At 62.4% G+C, this 13,893-nt stretch carries 16 protein-coding genes; 10 read left to right on the forward strand and 6 right to left on the reverse strand.

Going from position 1 to position 13,893, the window contains the following annotated elements; all coding sequences use genetic code 11:
• The first annotated feature begins 1 nt into the window (after position 1).
• The 4 genes from HRQ64_RS15300 (at position 2) to HRQ64_RS15315 (ending at position 3,506) form a co-directional block, all read left to right on the forward strand.
• Positions 2-1,066, forward strand: a complete 1,065-nt coding sequence (locus HRQ64_RS15300) for a putative zinc-binding peptidase (protein WP_172124077.1) — start codon at positions 2-4, stop codon at positions 1,064-1,066.
• A gap of 44 nt (positions 1,067-1,110) precedes the next feature.
• Positions 1,111-1,572, forward strand: coding sequence for a GNAT family N-acetyltransferase (locus HRQ64_RS15305; protein WP_172124079.1), 462 nt, complete (start codon positions 1,111-1,113; stop codon positions 1,570-1,572).
• Positions 1,573-1,847: 275 nt separating this feature from the next.
• Complete coding sequence (locus HRQ64_RS15310) at positions 1,848-2,495, forward strand: PRC-barrel domain-containing protein (RefSeq protein ID WP_172124081.1); 648 nt, start codon at positions 1,848-1,850, stop codon at positions 2,493-2,495.
• Positions 2,496-2,570: 75 nt separating this feature from the next.
• Entirely contained in the window at positions 2,571-3,506 is a 936-nt protein-coding gene (locus HRQ64_RS15315) for a PRC-barrel domain-containing protein (protein ID WP_172124083.1), read from the forward strand.
• 9 nt (positions 3,507-3,515) lie between these two features.
• On the opposite strand, the gene fliJ is transcribed toward HRQ64_RS15315, so the two are convergent.
• Positions 3,516-3,926, reverse strand: coding sequence for a flagellar export protein FliJ (fliJ, locus tag HRQ64_RS15320; RefSeq protein ID WP_127753927.1), 411 nt, complete (start codon positions 3,924-3,926; stop codon positions 3,516-3,518).
• A 48-nt stretch (positions 3,927-3,974) separates the two neighbouring features.
• Complete coding sequence (gene fliI, locus HRQ64_RS15325) at positions 3,975-5,303, reverse strand: flagellar protein export ATPase FliI (protein ID WP_127753928.1); 1,329 nt, start codon at positions 5,301-5,303, stop codon at positions 3,975-3,977.
• Positions 5,304-5,734: 431 nt separating this feature from the next.
• Between fliI and ctrA the strand changes: the two genes are divergently transcribed.
• A complete protein-coding gene (gene ctrA / locus HRQ64_RS15330; RefSeq protein ID WP_127753929.1) occupies positions 5,735-6,439 on the forward strand; it encodes a response regulator transcription factor CtrA in 705 nt (234 codons plus the stop codon).
• Between the two features lie 110 nt (positions 6,440-6,549).
• Positions 6,550-7,710 (forward strand): hypothetical protein, encoded by a 1,161-nt coding sequence (locus HRQ64_RS15335; RefSeq protein WP_172124085.1) that lies wholly within the window; start codon positions 6,550-6,552, stop codon positions 7,708-7,710.
• 62 nt (positions 7,711-7,772) lie between these two features.
• Here the strand turns inward: HRQ64_RS15335 and HRQ64_RS15340 are convergent, their stop codons facing one another.
• The 3 genes from HRQ64_RS15340 to HRQ64_RS15350 form a co-directional block, all read right to left on the reverse strand.
• The gene (locus HRQ64_RS15340) at positions 7,773-8,156 is read right to left on the reverse strand and encodes a response regulator (RefSeq protein WP_127753931.1); all 384 of its coding nucleotides are present in this window, start codon (positions 8,154-8,156) and stop codon (positions 7,773-7,775) included.
• A gap of 51 nt (positions 8,157-8,207) precedes the next feature.
• Positions 8,208-8,912: a histidine phosphotransferase ChpT gene (locus HRQ64_RS15345; protein WP_172124087.1), complete on the reverse strand. Its 705-nt coding sequence runs from the start codon at positions 8,910-8,912 to the stop codon at positions 8,208-8,210.
• Positions 8,913-8,979: 67 nt separating this feature from the next.
• Positions 8,980-9,438, reverse strand: coding sequence for a YHS domain-containing (seleno)protein (locus HRQ64_RS15350; RefSeq protein ID WP_172124089.1), 459 nt, complete (start codon positions 9,436-9,438; stop codon positions 8,980-8,982).
• Positions 9,439-9,574: 136 nt separating this feature from the next.
• Between HRQ64_RS15350 and HRQ64_RS15355 the strand changes: the two genes are divergently transcribed.
• Together HRQ64_RS15355 and HRQ64_RS15360 are read left to right on the forward strand one after the other, a co-directional pair.
• On the forward strand, positions 9,575-10,141 hold the full coding sequence (locus tag HRQ64_RS15355) for a DUF1134 domain-containing protein (protein ID WP_127753934.1): 567 nt from the start codon (positions 9,575-9,577) through the stop codon (positions 10,139-10,141).
• A gap of 167 nt (positions 10,142-10,308) precedes the next feature.
• Positions 10,309-11,292, forward strand: a complete 984-nt coding sequence (locus HRQ64_RS15360) for a hypothetical protein (RefSeq protein WP_172124091.1) — start codon at positions 10,309-10,311, stop codon at positions 11,290-11,292.
• Here the strand turns inward: HRQ64_RS15360 and HRQ64_RS15365 are convergent.
• Positions 11,289-11,654, reverse strand: a complete 366-nt coding sequence (locus HRQ64_RS15365; protein WP_127753936.1) for a DUF6476 family protein — start codon at positions 11,652-11,654, stop codon at positions 11,289-11,291. The genes HRQ64_RS15360 and HRQ64_RS15365 overlap by 4 nt on opposite strands.
• Here HRQ64_RS15365 and HRQ64_RS15370 point away from each other — a divergent pair.
• Positions 11,653-12,681, forward strand: coding sequence for an RluA family pseudouridine synthase (locus HRQ64_RS15370; RefSeq protein WP_172124093.1), 1,029 nt, complete (start codon positions 11,653-11,655; stop codon positions 12,679-12,681). The two genes, HRQ64_RS15365 and HRQ64_RS15370, sit on opposite strands and share 2 nt — an antisense overlap.
• Before the next feature lie 222 nt (positions 12,682-12,903).
• Entirely contained in the window at positions 12,904-13,779 is an 876-nt protein-coding gene (gene rpoH / locus HRQ64_RS15375) for an RNA polymerase sigma factor RpoH (protein ID WP_127753938.1), read from the forward strand.
• The last annotated feature ends 114 nt before the right edge of the window (positions 13,780-13,893 follow it).

The raw sequence follows: 13,893 nt of genomic DNA on the forward strand, positions 1-13,893 counted from the left end.
CATGAAGCTGTTCAACTGCGACCATTGCGGCAACACCATCTATTTCGAAAATGCCGTTTGCGAAGTATGTGGCCATCAACTTGGCTATATCTCCGGCAAGAACGCCCTGGTCTCCCTGGTGCAGAACGACGGCGGCAACTGGACCTCGCCCGCCTTTTCCGATCAGCCCTATGTCTTCTGCGCCAATGCCCAGCACGGCGCCTGCAACTGGCTGATCGAAGCGGCCCCGGGCGGTGATGTGTTCTGCGCCGCCTGCCGCCACAACGAAACCATTCCCCCCATTGAGGAACCGGTTAATCTCGCGCGCTGGCAAACCATTGAGCGCGCCAAGAAGCGCCTGATCTATTCCCTGCTCGAACTCGGGCTGCCGCTGCAAACGCGCGGGGAAGATCCCCAGCACGGCCTCGCCTTCCGTTTCCTTGCCGACGAACCCGCCGGCACCGCCCCGGTGATGACCGGCCACGAAAACGGCATCATCACCATCGCCCTTGTGGAAGCTGACGACGCTGAGCGCGAAAAGCGCCGCGCCCAGATGGGCGAGCCCTATCGCACCTTGCTGGGCCATTTCCGTCACGAAATCGGCCACCACTATTGGGACCTGTTAGTCGACAACACCCCTGCCATCGAGCCCTTCCGCGCCCTCTTTGGTGACGACCGGGCCGATTATGGCAAGGCGCTGCAAACCTATTACGCCAATGGTGCCCCGCTCGGCTGGCCCCAGACCCATATCTCAGCCTATGCCACCTGCCATCCCTGGGAGGATTTTGCCGAAACCTGGGCCCATTATCTCCACATCACCGATACCGTGGAAATGGCCGCCGCCTTTGGTGTGCACGCCCGCCCCAAGGGCCAGGACGAAAGCCTTGCCGTGGACGCCGATTTCAACCCGTATCGCCAGCAGGATTTCGCCACCATTGCCGATCACTGGGTGCCGCTCGCCCTGCTGCTCAACAATCTCAATCGCGCCATGGGTCACCCCGACGCTTATCCCTTCGTGCTCACCCCCGCCGTGGTCGAAAAGCTCGCCTTCGTGCATGATCTGGTGCATGGCCGCTTTGCGCACTGACGCAGCCAGTTCCCAGCGGGGCCGACATGAGCTATGGCCGTGCTATGCAATCGCCTCTCACCATCCTGCCCGTCCCGGTCTTTTCCACCCTCTGCAACGCCGCCTTCGCGCTGCGGCGCGAAGTTTTCGTCTGGGAGCAAAAGGTGCCCGAGGAAGAAGAGCACGATAGCTATGATCTGACGGCGACCCATCTTGTCGCCGTAGCGGAGGGCGAAGTGGTGGGCACGCTCCGGCTCATTGCCTTGCCCGAACACACCAAGATCGGCCGTGTTGCCGTGCGTCAGCATTGGCGCGGCCGCGGCATCGCCAAGGCGATGATGGCCGAAGCCACCCGCCTGGCTGCCGCCGCGGGACAGCACCGCCTTTATCTGACCGCGCAGTCCGATAAGCTGGGCATGTACGAAAAGCTTGGCTTTGTCGCCTTCGGCCCTGAATTGATGGATGGTGGCATGCCCCATCGGGCCATGCGCAACTACGACCGCGACACCGCCGCCCTCGCCGATTGAGGATCGCGCGCGGCCCGACTATCAGCGCCGCCCACATTCACTCCCCTCCCAACAGCCCCGCGGCCTGTGGGTCCCGCCAGCACCCGGCGCGGCCTCGCCTTAACCCATGTATCGGCCCCAGCGCGGGCTCGGCTTGCGACGCAATGTCGGCAAATCCGGGAACCCCTCGCACACAGCTGCGTTACCACAGCATCAAGGGCCGCACGGTGCGCCACCTCGCAAGTTTAGCACCGCACGGCCCTGTTCATAACAACAATGAACCTATGGAGCCTATAATGATCCGCACCCTTTTGGCCACTACGGCATTCGCAGCACTGATGACTGCAGGCGCCATCGCTCAGGACGCAACTCCGGTACAGAGCACCGACGCACCTGCCAACAACGAAACCACCACGACCACCACCGAAACCGCACCGGCGACCACTTCGGCCCCTACGGCTCCGGCACCGGCTGCCAATGCTCCGGCTCCTGTTGAAGCTGAGCCAGGCGCTGCGGTTGAAACCTTTGAAATGTCGTCTGGTTATGTTGCCGTAGACAGCGACAACCTGGGCTCCCAGCTGATCGACCAGGCCGTTTATTCGTCCGCTGGCGATGACGCCGAGGAAATCGGCAACATCACCGACATCGTGTTCAATCAGGATGGCCAGATCACTGCCGTCGTGATCGGCGTGGGCGGCTTCCTCGGCATTGGCGAAAAGTCCGTGGCCGTTCCCTTCGACGTTCTCGAATTTGTCATCGCTGCTGACAACACCGAACGTTGGGTTGTTCCCACCACGGCTGATGCCCTGACCAGCGCTCCTGAATTCGTCTGGGAAGAAGACGAGCCAGCTGACGCAGAGACCGATACCACCACGGCTCCTGCCGATGGCACCGCTCCTGCTGCCGGTGGCGCCATGGCTCCGGCTGCTCCCACCACCAACTAATCCCCTGTGGATTAGCGCTTCAGGGCCGGCCTTTGGGTCGGCCCTTTCTGTTTGAGCCTCTTTCTGGAGACCGCTATGCTACGACCCCTGACCCTGGCTTCGACGTTCGCGCTCTTGCTCGCAGCTCCGGCCCTCGCGCAGTCCCCCGCTGCAACGCCACGCAGCGGAACGCCAAGTCAGCTTCAGCAAAGTGGCCTTACCCCTCCCACGATCCTGTCGGAGGGATATTCCAGCCGGGGCGAGGACATTCTGGTGACGGTGCTGCTGGGCGAAACGGTTTATGCCGGGCCCGAAGACGACGCCGAACAGATCGGCACCGTCAAGGACATGGTGGTCACTTCAGGCCAAGGCGTTTCTGCCGTAGTGCTCGGCGTAGGCGGCTTTCTGGGCGTCGGCGAGAAAGACGTTGCCGTTGACTTCACCCAGCTCCAGCAGATCGAGCGCGAAGACGGCAGCCGCCGTTGGGTCCTGCCCACCACTGCCGAAGCATTGACCGCGGCACCCGCGTTTATCTGGAGCGAAAGCGAAGCGGCCACCGGTCCCGAGATGACGCCGGACGAAGAACAGGAGCAGATGGTCGATGGCGACCCCAATGCCGCGCCCATCGATCCCGAACTCACCACCGATCAGCCCGATGCGCCCGTCGAAGCAACCGCGCCGCTCGATCGCACCGGCTTCAGCGAAGTCGACCAGTCCGGCCTAACCGCCGATCAGCTGCGCGGTATTGCGGTTTACGGCATCAATGACGAGCAGATTGGCACCATCGGCAATGTCGTCGAAACGCCCGAAGGCGCCATCGATGCCGTGGTTGTCGATGTCGGGGGGTTTCTGGGCCTGGGTGCCAAGCCGGTCGCCGTGGGCTTTGATAATCTGGTGTTTTCCGCCGATACGGCGGGCATGCGCTATCTCTTCATCAACGCCTCGCGCGAACAGCTCGAAGCGCAACCGGCCTTCGACCCCCTCACCTATGCCACCGCCCGCGACGAGCAGCGCATGGTGATCGTGCCCTAGCCCCTCGGGCTAGCGGCGAAACCGCAGCCGGCCGATTTCATCATAGTCGGATTGCTCTTGCTTGAGCTGTTCGACCGCGTCGCGCTGATGCTCGCGCTGCTCCAGCAGCTCGACCTTCTTGAGGTCTTCGAGCGCTTCAGCCAATGCGTCCTGCGCGCTTTCAAGCTTGCCACGCATGTCATTGGCGGAAGCCAGCAGGTTGTCGCGCCGGATCTGGGCGGCCTTGGCGAAGGTCGAATAAGCGAAATGGGCGACATCCGAGATGCCGGTCTTGCTGTGCTCGATCTCGATCTGCTGGTCGAGCTCGCTCGCCATGCGCTCGAAGTCGTTGACCATCATTTCGATCTGCGTCACCTGGCGGCGCTTCTCGTCGACCTGGAACTTCTTGAGCCGAATGAGGCTCTCGCTACGCGATTTCAAGACCTGTACTCCTTACACACCAAGTCAAACCTCCGAGCAGCGGGCCTTTCAGCCCGGTGCACCCGCCTCCGCAACAATGGCCTCGAGCATATGGTAACCCTCGGCAATCGTGGTCGTTTCTTCCCGCTCCTGGCTCAAGAACGCCTCGAGTGCAGGAAAAACGGCGATGGCGCGGTCCACTTTCGGATCTGATCCCTTCCGGTAAGCTCCCAGCCGGATCAGCTCCTCCATGTCCGAATAGATGGACATGAGTTCACGCGCCTTTGCCAGGACCGGCCTGAACGAGGCCGGAACGCACCCTGGCATGGTGCGCGAGATGGACCGGAGCACGTTGACCGCCGGATAACGCCCCCGTTCGGCAATCCCGCGCTCCATTACGATGTGCCCATCAAGAATGCCGCGTACGGCATCCGCTATGGGCTCATTGTGATCATCACCTTCAACCAGAACGGTAAAGAGTCCGGTAACGGAGCCCGTAAAAGCTGTCCCAGGACCCGCACGTTCCAACAATCGTGGCAATTCTGTGAAAACCGTGGGCGGATATCCCTTGGCCGTTGGCGGCTCGCCGATCGCCAGCCCGATCTCGCGCTGTGCCATGGCAAACCGGGTCAGGCTATCCATCATGCACAAGACCCGCTTGCCCTGGTCGCGGAAGAACTCGCTCAGGGCCAGCGTCAGATAAGCTGCCTGCCGCCGCATCAGCGCCGCCTCATCGGACGTGGCAACCACCACCACCGCCTGCTCGATCCCCACCTCCCCCAGATACTCCTGGATGAACTCGTGCACTTCGCGCCCGCGCTCGCCGATCAGCCCGATCACGGCAACATCCACATTGGTGTTGCGCGCCAGCATGCTCATCAGCACCGACTTGCCCACGCCTGAGCCGGCAAAGATCCCCAGCCGCTGCCCCTCGCAGACGGTGGTGAAGGTGTTGAGCGCCCGCACCCCTAGATCAAGCGGCTCGCCCACGCGCACCCGGTCATGGGCCGCCAGGGGTGACTGGCGCAGCGGATAGGCCTGCGCCCCGCGCCCGAGCGGCCCCTTGCCATCGATCGGCTCGCCATTGGCATTGATCACCCGCCCCAGCCAGTCATGGGCAGGAAACACCGCCCCGTCGCTGCGCTGGAACACGGCCTTGCACCCCAGCCGAACCCCGGCGAGTTGCCCGAAAGGCAGGCACAGTGCGTGGCCATCCTTGAACCCGATGATTTCGGCGGCCAGTTGCCCGTCATTGCTGGTTTCGATCTGCACGCGTCCGCCCACCCGCAACTCGCGGACAGGGCCAACAATTTCCACCAGCAGTCCCTGAACGGACTTGACGCGGCCAAAGACCTCAATCTCGTCGATTGCCTCGATGGCTGAAATCAGCGCCTTCATGCCGGATCTCCCGTCGCCTTAACCGCTCCCGAAAACGTGTTCACGTCGGGATGCCGGTGGCTAAAAACTCGAATCAAACAGTAACCCCGCGTTAAGCAAAAAGCTCTATCGCTACCGCAAGGGCCCCTTCATGCGGGATTTTCCGCCACGCGCCCCTGCTCCCCTTGCCATCGCCGCAATGCTTGAATCCGCCGAGTCACTTGGCCGGGCTACTTAAACCATTTTCTTAAGAAAAACGCGGCCACTTTTTCGTTTAGTTTCAGACAGTTAGATATAATTCACCTTACCAGCTTTTGCGTATTGCGTGATGGAATTAAACTTTGTTAACTATTTGGGCTTAGGGTTCAGTCATATCCAGTACGGGTGACGTGGGGCGAGCATTGGCCGCTGGCTTCACTGTTCCAGCAGGAACGAATCACAAGGGGAATATAATGCGGGTACTCCTTATCGAGGACGATAGCGCGACAGCGCAGAGCATCGAGTTGATGCTCAAGTCCGAAAGTTTCAACGTCTACACCACCGATCTGGGTGAGGAAGGCGTCGATCTGGGCAAATTATACGACTACGATATCATCCTGCTCGATCTGAACCTGCCCGACATGAGCGGCTATGAAGTGCTGCGCACCTTGCGCGTGGCCAAGGTGCAGACGCCCATCCTGATCCTTTCGGGTCTGGCCGGCATCGAGGACAAGGTTCGTGGCCTCGGCTTTGGTGCCGATGACTACATGACCAAGCCCTTCCACAAGGACGAGCTCGTGGCCCGCATCCACGCCATTGTCCGCCGCTCCAAGGGCCATGCGCAGTCGGTGATCTCGACGGGTGAACTCACCGTCAATCTCGACACCAAGACCGTGGAAGTGCAATCGCAGCGCGTGCACCTCACCGGCAAGGAATACCAGATGCTGGAGCTGCTTTCGCTCCGCAAGGGTACGACGCTCACCAAGGAAATGTTCCTCAACCACCTCTACGGCGGCATGGACGAGCCCGAGCTCAAGATCATCGACGTCTTCATCTGCAAGCTGCGCAAGAAGCTCAGCGTTGCGACGGGCGGTAAGAACTACATCGAAACCGTCTGGGGCCGCGGCTATGTGCTGCGCGAGCCCGACGAGAACGAGCTTTATTCCGAAAGCGCCTAAGCTTTCCCCTTCCCTTGTGCAAGGCCCGGCGCAGTGATGTGCCGGGCCTTTGCTCTTGCGGAACTCCCCAACCCGGTTATCGTTAGCTCCCAATCAAGGGGGCCCACGACATGGACAGTTCACTCGCGCAGCGTCTTCGCGAACCGCTCGTTCTTACCATTCTCATTATTGCCATTGTCGGCTGGATTGCCTTTTTGGCAACCTGGATCAGCTCGAGCTCAACCAATGGCGACCTGCAAGGCCAGGTGTCCGCGCTGACCGACGAGCGTAGCGCGCTGCAGATGCAGTTGGCGGACCTCGAAACCGCAAGCGGCGATCTCGAGGCGGTCCAGGAGCAAACCACCGCCGCCCAGGCCCAACTGGACGAACTGACCACCCAGCGCGACACCGCTCAGGGCGAACTGGATGGCGTCAGTGCTGAGCTGGCCAGCACCACTGAAACCCTCAATTCCCGCCGGGCTGAAATTGCGGCGATCCAGGAAGAGTTCGCCCAAAGCGATCAGCGCCGCGCCGAAGCAGAAGCCGCCCGCGAAGAAGCGCAGAACCAGGTTACTGCCCTTAACGAGCAGATGACCGCAATTGGCCAGCGGCTTGAACAGGCCCGCGCCCAGGAAGCCGAAACCCGCGCCGCCGTCGCTCAGCTGACCGAGGAAGCCGCTGCGGTGACCAGCCAGCTCGCCCAGGGCGAACAGCAGCTGCAGGCCGCCCGCGGACAGGAAACCGAGATCCAGACCCGCCTGGCCGATATTGCCGCCCAGACCGAGACCAGCGGCACCCAGCTGGCGGACCTGCAGACCCAGATCGCCGATCTCCAGTCCCAGCGCGACCAGCTCTCCAAGGATGTCGCCGGCTACCAGACCCAGCGCGATCAGCTGCAGCCGCAGGTGACGGACTTGACCAATACGCTGGCTGCCCGCGGCAAGGAGCTCTCGGACCTTGAAGCCCAGATCGCCTCGGCCACCGCCCAGCGCGACGCCGCCAATGCCGCCCTGGTGGGTCGCTACGAGGCCAATGCCGAAGGCCCCGCCGGCGGCATTGCCGTGGTGCTCAATGATGACGACAGCTTTACCATGACCGATCGCCACGGCCGCTCGGTATCGGGCCGCTACACCGCTACCGCCGAGGCGCTGACCTTCACCGATGCGACCGGCAATATCGGCTCGGCGACCTTTCCGATGACCTGCCCCATCCAGGGCTCTGGCCCGGCCTTCACCATCGGCGAAGCACCCGATTGCGTCCTTGCCGGCGCAAGCTTCACCCGCACCCCTTAGGCGCGGCTGGCTCGCTCAAGACGGCAAAAGGCCCGGGCGGTTCTCGCCCGGGCCTTTTGCTGTTAGGCGATTTCGGCTGACGGAAGCGCGCGGTCCAGGTCGAACTTGGCTTCCAGCAAGGCCCGGTCAAACGGCTTCATCATATAGTCGCTGGCGCCGGCCTTGAGCGCCATGGCAATAGCGCCAATATCGTTCTCGACCGTGCAATAAACGACGTGCGGCCGCTCGCCTCCGACATAGCCGCGCAGATGCTTGAGGAACTCGAGCCCACCCATGATGGGCATGCTCCAGTCGAGAAGGATCGCGTCGGGCATCTCGAGGCGGCATTTGTCGATAGCCTCCTGCCCGTCCTCGGCCTCCTCGACAATATAGTCCATGTCTTCGAGAATGCGGCGCGCCACTTTGCGCACCACACTCGAGTCATCGACGATCAGGCACGACTTCATGAATGTGTTTCCCCGGCCAAAGGCTCGGAAACAACTATGAATGGCAACTGCCTACGGAATGGTTAGCGCCTCGGGTGCAGCTTCTTCCTGGATGGGCGGCTTGGGCAGCGCACGCAGGTAGAACTTGCCGTCCTCAAGCCCGATGCTGATCTCCATATCGGTCATCCGAGCCAGCAGGCCTGTATAAAAGGGCTGGATGCCGCGCGCATCCACGGCGCCCTCTTCGGGCATGCCCGAGAGCAATCCCGCCGCGCCTGACGGCACGAGCGTCTTTTGCCGCTTCTCGGGATCGCTGTACGAGGTGAACTCAAACACCTCCGCTCCGGCCGGTCCAGTGATACTAGCCGTAACCGTGCCACCGCGCGGCACCGAGCCTGCTGCGATCAGCAGCATGTTCATGAACAGCTTGGCCTTGTGCTTGGGAAGCAGGATCAGCGGCACCTGCCACTCCAGATCGGCCTTCTCGATCTCGAAATAGATCCGCGCCACCCGCTCGCATTCGCGCGTGTCGATATCGGTGCCCGCCGTCGAGGAGGCACCATAAGCCAGGCGCGCAAATTCGAGCTTGGCCCGGCTTTGATTGGCCGCGCTGGCGATCAGGTCGCGGGCGCCTTCAGCCATGTCACCCTGCGTGGGGTCGGCCAGAACCTCAAGCCCGTTGCCAATCGCCCCAATCGGGTTGATCAGGTCGTGACAGACCCGGCTGCACAACATTGCCGCAAGGTCGGTTGCCTTGAGCTCGATGATATCGGCCATGGGTTTTCTCCATCAGGGGCGCGTTCGAATCACTTGCGCCGACCTTAGTGGGGGTTGCGCTTCTGCACTATTGCCAGACCAGAGATTTAGACAAAACCGCCCAATTGGCTTGTGCCTCGCGGGCCGCGGCGTTGGGCGCCAGCAAAAAGGCTTCCCGGCTCGCCGCCGAATAAAACAGATAAAGACGCTGCTTGAAGACCGTGTAGATTGCCGGGTCGCCGTCCGACAAAAAGCCGCGCGCCATGCTCATCGCCGCATGGCCCCCGAACTGGGGTGCATAGATCTGCGGCGCCCGCGCAAAGGCGTCGCGGTTGGCCGCGCTGCTAAACTGCCAGGGTGCCCCGCCCCACTCATATTCGAACTCGCTGCGTCCCGGCACCGGCTGGCTTTCCACGAAATAGGAGACCGGATCCATGCCCCCGAGCGCCAGCCCGGTAAGGGGATCGCTTACCACGGCCGTGTTGATTGACTGGCTCCATGCCGGTGCCGCGCCGCCCCCCAAAAGCGGCAGAACAAAGGCAAGCATGGTTAAGATTTGTTTACGGGTTTGCGTCATCATTGATCCACGGGCCAGCCCTTGTCCAGCGCTGGCCCGACCAACCATGACCGAGAAACTTTAAAGTCTTGCGAAGTCCCGGCTCGCCTGTTTTAGGGGGAACACCATGTTCAAACGCCTGCTTTGCACCCTGACCCTGCTCCTCGCCCTCGCTGGCGCCGCTCCTGCCTTTGCCCAAGGCTCGCTCAGCGACAGCTATTCCGGCGATGAGTTGGTCGACAAGGGCCACCAGTTTTTCGGCTCCGCTGCCCAGGGCCTCGCATCCCTCGTTGAGCGCGCCGTTTCCGAGTTCGGCCTGCCCAACGGCTACATCCTGGGCGAAGACGCTGGCGGCGCGCTGTTTGCCGGCGCCCGTTACGGCGAAGGCCGGCTTTACACCCGCAATGCCGGCGAGTTGCCCCTTTATTGGCAAGGCCCCAGCCTTGGCTTTGACGTTGGCGGCGATGGCTCCAAGGTCATGATGCTGGTCTACAATCTCTCCAGCACCAATGACGTGTTCGGCCGCTTCGCCGGCGTTGATGGCTCCGCCTATGTGGTGGGTGGCTTCGGCATGACGGTGATCAAGTACGGCAACGCCATCATGGTCCCGATCCGCTCGGGCGTGGGCGCGCGGCTGGGCGTTAATATCGGCTATCTCAAGTTCACCCAGCAGCCCACCTGGAACCCTTTCTGATATCAGCGCTTTGGTAGATGCTGCGAGCCGGAGGCGTGCACCCTCCGGCTTTTTCGTGACGTAGACCACCGGAACCGCTAAGCAATGGCCCGACCACTACCCTTTGCGGCGCTTAAGTCAGCTTCCTGTCGACCGCATCTGGACGGCCTGGTTCCGGAGTTCGCACGATGATGATCGAAAACATCATGTATTTCGCCCTCGGCCTGCTGTTTGCCGGGCTCTTGGCCGTGATCATCCTGCCCGCGGTGTGGAAACGCGCTGTCCGCCTCACCAAAAAGCGCATCGAGGCCGCGACCCCCATCACCCTCGCAGAATTCCGTGCCGACAAGGATCAACTGCGCGCCGAATTCGCCCTCCAAACGCGCCGGCTCGAAACCACAATCGAGGGGCTGCGCGCCCGTCTCGCCGAACAGGTGGGCGAATACAATGACCGACGCGCAGAATTTGGCGCCATGCGGGCCGAGCGCGACAGCGCCGTCGACAAGATGACGGAACTCGAAGCCCGCGAAGCGGCATTGCGTGATCGCGTGCTCGAACTCGAGCGCGAAACCACCGATCTTGCCCAGCAACTGCGCATGCGTGAGCGCGACCTTGAAAACCGCACGGCCGAGATCCAGGCGTTGCGCGACGAATACGCGCAGGCCGCGCTCGAGCAGGCCGCCCTGGAAGAAGCCGCGCTCGAAGAGGCCGAAAGCATTGAGATCGCCCAGGCGCGCATTGCCGAAGCCGGCTCCAGCCTGGACGCCATGGCCGGGCAAACCGCCGCCCAGGCCGATGGCACCATGCCCCCGGCGCTTGCAGAAGAGCTCAACCTCGAAGACCAGCTCGGCCAGTTGCATCGTCGCATCAACCATGTGGAAACCACCATCATGGCCGATTGGGAAACCGAGCGGCTCGATGAAACCGCCTTGCGCGCCCAGCTCGACGCCATTGCCGCCGATACCAGCCGCATCGTTTACGCCGCCGATACCGAGCCGCCCCAGCAGCCCCCGCCAGCCGAAGAAAGCCTGTTTGATCGCATCCAGCGCTTTGCCGATGGGCGCGAGGAAACCCCTGCGGCGCCACCACCACCTGGGCCTATTGCCACAGCCAGACGCGGCGGCAGCGTCACCGACCGTATGGCAGCGCTGCGCGAAATCCAGGGGCGCTAAAGCCGGGGCGCACCGTCCGCAACGATCTGCACCGAACTGATATGTTCGCCCGTGCCCCGATCGAACAATGCCAGCACCATCGCCCCATCAAGACGATACAGCACATTGATCGCGCCATCGCCCGTGGTGGCCGAAACCACTTCGGCCCCGGCGGGCACGCTCAGCGTTTGGGCCATGCTGGGCGGCGGTGCGTCGCGCATCACCCGATAGACAATGGCAAAGCCAATCGCCATAAAGCCCAGCAGCAGAATGCCGATGGAGATGCCGAACGACCGGCGCGCCTTTCCCAGCACGGCTTGTGCTTCGGGCGACAACGGCTCGGCATCTTGGCCCACCGGGCCGGTATTTGAAGGATCGCTCATGGAACACCTAACCGCTGACGACTTCGAGGGCGACGAAGTCCAATTCACTATCACTACCGAACAGGCCGGCGGCCGGCTCGATGCCGTTCTGGCCAAGGCACACCCGGCGCTCAGCCGCAGCCGCCTCAAGGACCTGATCCTGGGCGGAGCCGTATCCCTTAACGGCCAGCCGATCAGCGAGCCCAAATATCGCGTAACGGCCGGCGAAACAATCACCCTCCTCGCCCCGCCGCCCGAAGATCCCGAGCCCAAGCCCGAAAACATCCCCCTTGATATCCTCTACGAGGATGATCAGCTGATCGTAGTCAACAAGCCCGTCGGCATGGTGGTCCACCCCGCTCCCGGCAGCCCTTCGGGCACCCTGGTCAACGCGCTAATCTATCATTGCGGCGCGAGCCTGCAGGGCATTGGTGGCGTGCGCCGGCCCGGCATCGTTCATCGCCTCGATCGCGACACCTCAGGGGTCATGGTCGCGGCCAAGACCGATCTGGCCCACCAGCATCTGTCCGCGCAATTTGCCGATCATGGCCGCACCGGTCCGCTCCATCGCGCCTATATCGCCTATGTTTGGGGCTCCACCGAAACGGCCAAGGGCACGATCGAGGCGCCCCTCGGGCGCGACGCCAATAATCGGCTCAAGCAGGCCGTGCGCAAGGATGGCCGCGAAGCCATCACGCATTACATGGTCGAGCAGCGCTTTGGCGGCGATGGCTGGGACATCACCCGCATCCAGTGCCAGCTGGAAACCGGCCGCACCCACCAGATCCGCGTCCACATGGCTCATATCGGCCACCCCCTGGTTTCCGACACCGTTTATGCCTCGGGCTACGCCACCAAGATCAACCGCCTGCCTCCCGAGGTCGCCGCACCCATCGTTGCGCTAGGCCGGCAGGCCCTCCATGCGGCCGAGCTCGGCTTCGAGCATCCCGTAACCGGAGAGGAAATGTTCTTTGAAGCCCCCCTCCCGCCTGACCTTGTGGCGCTCGAGGAAGCGCTCGAGCCCTATGACAAGGCCTTCGCCCGCTAGGATTTGCGGGGGCCGGTAACCGAGAAGTGCAGGCCGGCCCTCCCCTAATGCCCGCACCACGGGCAACCCTTGCGCTGCCTGCACCGTTCGTCTGCATTCGGCGGCCTTACAATTGCGGCAATACGCCATATATTATGACCTGACTTCTTCCGCCGGGCCGCCAGGACGGCCGAAGATCGATCCGCCCGCCTGTGCGGGGGAATAAGTAAAAGGGGTGCATAAATGGCCCAGACCAATCTGCCTGTCCTTTCTGCCGAAGGAGGCTTGAGCCGCTATCTTCAGGAAATTCGCAAGTTCCCCATGCTGGAACCCGATGAAGAATTCATGCTGGCCAAGCGCTACAAGGAGCACGCCGATCCGGCCGCTGCTCAACGGCTTATTACGTCCCACCTGCGCCTGGTTGCCAAGATCGCCATGGGCTATCGCGGCTATGGCCTGCCCATTGCCGAAGTGATCTCGGAAGGCAATGTCGGGCTCATGCACGCGGTCAAGCGCTTCGAGCCCGACAAGGGCTTCCGACTTGCGACCTATGCGATGTGGTGGATTCGTGCTGCGATCCAGGAATATGTCCTGCGCTCCTGGTCGCTGGTGAAAATCGGCACCACCGCTGCCCAGAAGCGGCTGTTCTTCAACCTGCGCAAGGTGAAGGGCCAGATCGCCGCGCTCGACGATGGCTCGCTCCATCCCGACCAGATCAAGCAGATCGCGACCACCCTCAACGTCACCGAGGATGACGTCGTCTCGATGAATGCGCGCTTGTCGGGCGATGCTTCGCTCAATTCGCCGATGCGCGCCGATGAAGGCTCCTCCGAATGGCAGGACTGGCTCGTCGACGACACGCCCAGCCAGGAAACTGCCCTTGGTGAAAGCGAGGAATATTCCGAACGCATGGGTCTGTTGACCAATGCCATGGATGTTCTCAACGATCGTGAGCGCGCCATCTTCCAGGCTCGCCGCCTGCAGGAAGATCCGCTGACGCTCGAAGAGCTGGCCCAACAATACGATGTCAGCCGCGAGCGCATCCGCCAGATCGAAGTGCGCGCCTTCGAAAAAGTGCAAGACGCCGTTCGCGAAGCTGCCCGCTCCAACGCCGCATAAGGCTGGACCGCCGCAAGCAACCAATGCAGCCCTCGGTTTCCCCCGAGGGCTTTTTTACGCCTGCGAGCCCGCCGCCGATGCCAACCTGGCCTTGAGCCCGGGGCCCATCGAGCC

Source organism: Devosia sp. 919 (assembly GCF_013185965.1).
In the GTDB taxonomy this organism is placed as follows: domain Bacteria; phylum Pseudomonadota; class Alphaproteobacteria; order Rhizobiales; family Devosiaceae; genus Devosia.

Excerpts from the sequence above, each read along its gene's own strand:
- HRQ64_RS15300 (WP_172124077.1), top strand. The coding sequence starts at position 2 with ATGAAGCTGTTCAACTGCGACCATTGCGGCAACACCATCTATTTCGAA.
- HRQ64_RS15305 (WP_172124079.1), top strand. The coding sequence starts at position 1,111 with ATGCAATCGCCTCTCACCATCCTGCCCGTCCCGGTCTTTTCCACCCTC.
- HRQ64_RS15310 (WP_172124081.1), top strand. The coding sequence starts at position 1,848 with ATGATCCGCACCCTTTTGGCCACTACGGCATTCGCAGCACTGATGACT.
- HRQ64_RS15315 (WP_172124083.1), top strand. The coding sequence starts at position 2,571 with ATGCTACGACCCCTGACCCTGGCTTCGACGTTCGCGCTCTTGCTCGCA.
- fliI (WP_127753928.1), bottom strand. The coding sequence starts at position 5,303 with ATGAAGGCGCTGATTTCAGCCATCGAGGCAATCGACGAGATTGAGGTC.
- ctrA (WP_127753929.1), top strand. The coding sequence starts at position 5,735 with ATGCGGGTACTCCTTATCGAGGACGATAGCGCGACAGCGCAGAGCATC.
- HRQ64_RS15335 (WP_172124085.1), top strand. The coding sequence starts at position 6,550 with ATGGACAGTTCACTCGCGCAGCGTCTTCGCGAACCGCTCGTTCTTACC.
- HRQ64_RS15340 (WP_127753931.1), bottom strand. The coding sequence starts at position 8,156 with ATGAAGTCGTGCCTGATCGTCGATGACTCGAGTGTGGTGCGCAAAGTG.
- HRQ64_RS15345 (WP_172124087.1), bottom strand. The coding sequence starts at position 8,912 with ATGGCCGATATCATCGAGCTCAAGGCAACCGACCTTGCGGCAATGTTG.
- HRQ64_RS15350 (WP_172124089.1), bottom strand. The coding sequence starts at position 9,438 with ATGCTTGCCTTTGTTCTGCCGCTTTTGGGGGGCGGCGCGGCACCGGCA.
- HRQ64_RS15355 (WP_127753934.1), top strand. The coding sequence starts at position 9,575 with ATGTTCAAACGCCTGCTTTGCACCCTGACCCTGCTCCTCGCCCTCGCT.
- HRQ64_RS15360 (WP_172124091.1), top strand. The coding sequence starts at position 10,309 with ATGATGATCGAAAACATCATGTATTTCGCCCTCGGCCTGCTGTTTGCC.
- HRQ64_RS15370 (WP_172124093.1), top strand. The coding sequence starts at position 11,653 with ATGGAACACCTAACCGCTGACGACTTCGAGGGCGACGAAGTCCAATTC.
- HRQ64_RS15365 (WP_127753936.1), bottom strand. The coding sequence starts at position 11,654 with ATGAGCGATCCTTCAAATACCGGCCCGGTGGGCCAAGATGCCGAGCCG.
- rpoH (WP_127753938.1), top strand. The coding sequence starts at position 12,904 with ATGGCCCAGACCAATCTGCCTGTCCTTTCTGCCGAAGGAGGCTTGAGC.